Below are 3,678 nucleotides of genomic sequence, written 5' to 3' on the forward strand. Positions count from 1 at the left end.
TTCGAGGGCGACCTGGACGATGTAGACGTCGGGTCCTTCCTCGTCGTAGAGGGCGTGGAACAGCAGCCCCTCCTGCAACGGCGCCAACGGCAGAACGTCCGCCGGGAGAACGCCCCTCTCCCGTAGCCCCGCCTCGATCGTGTCCAGTTCGCCCTGACCGACCTCCACGAGCGGGAGGTCCGAGGGAGTGAGCACACCACCCTCGCCCGCCATGCCGTGCTCGGCCAGCTCGCCCAGGGCCAGGATCCACAGCTCGGCCAGACGGCTGACGTCCTCGTCCGTGAGCAGACCCTCCGCCCGCACACAGCTGATCGCCAGCGACGGCCCCTCGGCGGCGTCCCGGGTGATGGCGTTGACGGTGAGGGCGTGGGTCAGCGGCAGCTCCGGGTGCCCGGACCCCGCCAGGGCGTCGCCCTCCGCCATGGGAGCCCAGTCGGCGTCGTGCGGAGCGGGAAAGCGCCCCAGGTAGTTGAAGGCGATCTGCGGACGGGGCAGCCGGGCCAGCCGCTCGGCCGTACCGGGGTTGAGATGGCGCAGCAGCCCGTAGCCGATGCCGTCGTCCGGGACGGCGCGGAGCTGTTCCTTGATCCTCTTGATGGCCGCGCCCGCGCCGGGGCCGGTCAGCCGATCCGTACCCGCCGTCAGGAGCTGCGGACGCACGGTGGTGAACCAGCCCACCGTACGGGAGAGGTCGACGCCGTCGACGAGGTCCTGGCGTCCATGGCCTTCGAGGTCGATCAGGAGGGAGCCGTCGGGAGCGTCGCCACGTTCGGCGCTCCACCGCTGATGGGCGGCGGCCAGGGCGGTGAGGAGAACATCGTTGACGCCACACTGGTAGCGGGCCGGAAGGCCGGTGAGCAGGGTGCGGGTCAGCTCCGGCCCGACCGTCCAGGACCGGGTGGCGGAGGCTCCCAGGGTGTCCCGTACGGGATCCAGCGGACGCCCTCCCCACGGCGGTTCGGACCGCTGGAGCAGCCCCGTCCACACCTCCAGCTCCCGGGTCCGGACGGATTCGGACGCGGCCTCGGCGAGCAGCCGGGCCCAGTACCGGAAGGAGGTGGCGACCGGCGGGAGTTCGGGCCGTACGCCGGTGATGACCGCGCGCCACACGGATGCGAGATCGGCCAGCAGCACCCGCCAGGAGACCCCGTCCACGACGAGGTGGTGCAGCATCAGCAGCAGTCGGCCGGGCACGGTGGGGCCCGCGTCGAACCAGACGGCCCGCGCCATGACCCCTTCGGTGGGAGCGAGCGCGCCCCACTCCTCGGCCGCGGCGTCGAGGAGCGCGGAGGGGGACAGGGCGCCGTCGTCCCGACCGGGCGTGTACGCGGCACGGCGCAGGACGGTGTGGGCCGCCGGTTCGCCCGGTTCGACGGTCCGCAGCACCCAGCCGGACTCCGTACGGACCAGTCGTGACCGCAGCATGTCGTGGCGGTCGAGGAGCGCCTGGAGGGTGGAGGTGAGCTGGTCGAGGGTGGCCCCGGCGGGAGCGCGCAGCAGGACCGACTGATGGAACCCGTCGAATCCGGGCCCCTCGACGCCGTACGCGCGCATCACCGGCGTCAGCGGCATGTCACCGATACCGCCGACCGCCGCCTCCCGTCGGGTACCGGCGGTGGGTGCCTCGCGGACGACAGCCGCGAGGGCGGCGATGGACTGGTGCTGGAAGACATCGCGAGGAGTGATCACCAGCCCCGCCTCGCGGGCACGGCTGACCAACTGGATGGAGACGATGCTGTCGCCGCCGAGCGCGAAGAACCCGTCGTCGATGCCGACGCCGGGGAGGCGAAGGGTCTCGGCGAACAGCTCGGCGAGGATCCGTTCCACTCGGGTGCGGGGTGGGCGGTTGGTGGTGTGGGTGGTGAAGTCGGGTGTGGGGAGGGCTTGGCGGTCGAGTTTTCCGCTGGTGGTGAGGGGCAGCTCGGTGAGGCTGACGAACGCCGCCGGGATCATGTGGTCGGGGAGTGACGTCTTGAGGTGGTCGCGGATGTCGGTGGTGTCGGGGGTGGTGTCGGGATCGGCTGGGACGAGGTAGGCGGTGAGGTGGGTGGTGTGGGTGGTGGGGTCGGTGTGGGCGTGCGCGGCGGCGTGGGAGATCTGGGGGTGTTGGGTGAGTGCTGTCTCGATTTCGCCGAGTTCGATGCGGAAGCCTCGGATTTTGACTTGGTGGTCGGTGCGGCCGAGGTAGGTGAGGGTGCCGTCGTGGTTCCAGCGGGCGAGGTCTCCGGTGCGGTACATGCGGCTGCCGGGGGGTCCGTAGGGGTTGGCGGTGAACCGTTCCGCGGTGAGTCCGGGCTGGTGGAGGTAGCCCCGGGCGAGCCCGTCCCCGGCGATGTACAGCTCACCCGCGACCCCCGGCGGCACCGGCCGGAGCCGCTCGTCCAGGACATGGACGCCTGTGTTGTCCAGGGGCCGCCCGATCGGCACCGTAGGCTGCTCGCGCCCGCGTGGGGGAACCCGGTAGTGGGTGGCGAAGGTGGTGGTCTCGGTCGGACCGTATCCGTCCACGATGACCAGTTCCGGACAGACGGCCCTGACCTGGGCGATGGCCTGCGGGTCGACGACATCACCGCCCACCCAGAGTTCCTTCAGCGCGGCCAGACAGCCCGGGTCCTCACGCGCGACGACATGGAAGAAGCCCGCCGTCAGCCAGAGGGCCGTGACCCCGTCCCGCCGGGTGATCCGCTCGATCGTGGGCGGGTCGAGGATGCCCGGGGGAGCGATGACGACCTCACCGCCGGAGAGCAGGGGTACCCAGATCTCATAGGTGGCGGCGTCGAAGGAGTGACGGGAGTGGAAGAGCACCCGGGCGTGGTTGCCGCCGCGCCAGCAGCGGTCGTGGGCGAGCTGGATGACGGCGGCATGAGGAACCGCGACTCCCTTGGGGCGCCCGGTCGACCCGGATGTGTGCATGACATAGGCGAGGTGTCGGGGGTCCCCTGGTACGAGAACGTCTTCGGCCTCGTGGTCCGCGAGCGCGCCAAGTGCCTCGCCGACCACGATCCACCGGATGCCGGCCGGATCCCCGCCGGACCCGTCCGCGGCGCGGCCCGCCCGTGCTGTGCGGCCGGGAAGCCGCCCCTGGCCCGCCAGCCGCCCGTGGTCCTGGTCTTGATCCTGGCTTTGGCTCTGGTCTTGGTCGTGGCCCTGGTCCACCGGTACCGACTCGTCCATGAGCGCCGACTCGTCCGTCAGCACCACCCGGGCCCCGGTCTCGTCAAGGAGGATCCGGGTACGTGACGCCGGATCCCGCCGGTCGAGCGGCAGATACGCCGCCCCCGCCTTGAGTACCGCCAGCAATGAGACCAGCAGATCCACCGACCGCTCCAGCAGCACACCTACGGTGTCCTCGGGACGCACCCCGGCGTCCATGAGGACCCGCGCCAGTCGGCTTGAGCGCAGATCGAGTTCCCGGTAGGTGAGGAATTCGCTTTCGGCGCGGACGGCGACGGCGGACGGATTCCGGGATACCTGTTCGGCGAAGAGCTGATGGATGGTGCTCTCGGCCTCGGGAAGCGGTTGGTCGGTGCTGTTCCAGCGTGCGATGTCCCGGCGTTCCCGGGCCGTGAGGATATTGATGTCGTGGATGTGGGTGTGGGGGTTTTGGGTGATGGTGTGGAGGATGTTGTGGAGTCGGGTGGTGAGGTTTTGGGCGGTGTGGTGGGTGTAGAGGTCGGT

Annotated in this window: 1 protein-coding gene; it reads right to left on the reverse strand. The window is 70.7% G+C overall.

The genetic code is table 11. The features are described from left to right. Positions 1–3,678 (reverse strand): amino acid adenylation domain-containing protein (locus ACFVIM_RS33920; protein ID WP_384309877.1); only part of this gene is annotated, 3,678 nt, incomplete at both ends.

The sequence above is a fragment of the Streptomyces sp. NPDC057638 genome, from assembly GCF_042800315.1.
GTDB lineage: Bacteria > Actinomycetota > Actinomycetes > Streptomycetales > Streptomycetaceae > Streptomyces.